Annotated in this window: 1 protein-coding gene; it reads right to left on the bottom strand. The window is 40.7% G+C overall.

The genetic code is table 11. From position 1 onward, the window contains the following. Nucleotides 1-396: DNA topoisomerase (locus FC85_RS06025; protein ID WP_235807830.1), on the bottom strand; the 396-nt coding region annotated here is incomplete at both ends.

The following is a 396-nucleotide window of genomic DNA, read 5'->3' as shown; positions in this document are numbered from 1 at the left end:
AGAGACTAACCCCAGATACTTCGTCAGATTAGCCACTAAATACTCAAATTCTTCATTAGTGATATAAGCACAATCCGTTCGGGGATAACTCAACAACTTGGCTTCATATAAACTTTGAATAGCCGCTAAGGTTTGGCTGGCACTGGCATGATACCGTTTATTCATCGCACTTTGCAGACTGGATAGCGAAAACAACTGTGGACTAGCACTCTTTTTAGCCTGTTTTTGGACGTCCTTGATTAAACCGCTCTGTGAGCCTTTCTGAACGCGTTTAGCTTGCATGAATGTCATTAGACCTGCTTCGTCTTTAAACCGCTGATAGGGGTCTAATTTTGCGACAAATTTTTGCTGATTAGTTAAAATTTCCGCATTTAGTTCAAAATAAGGTTCTGGCTT

Source organism: Lentilactobacillus diolivorans DSM 14421, from assembly GCF_001434255.1.
GTDB lineage: Bacteria > Bacillota > Bacilli > Lactobacillales > Lactobacillaceae > Lentilactobacillus > Lentilactobacillus diolivorans.
Note: the sequence above shows the minus strand (reverse complement) of the source record. Positions and strands in the feature narration are given on the sequence as shown.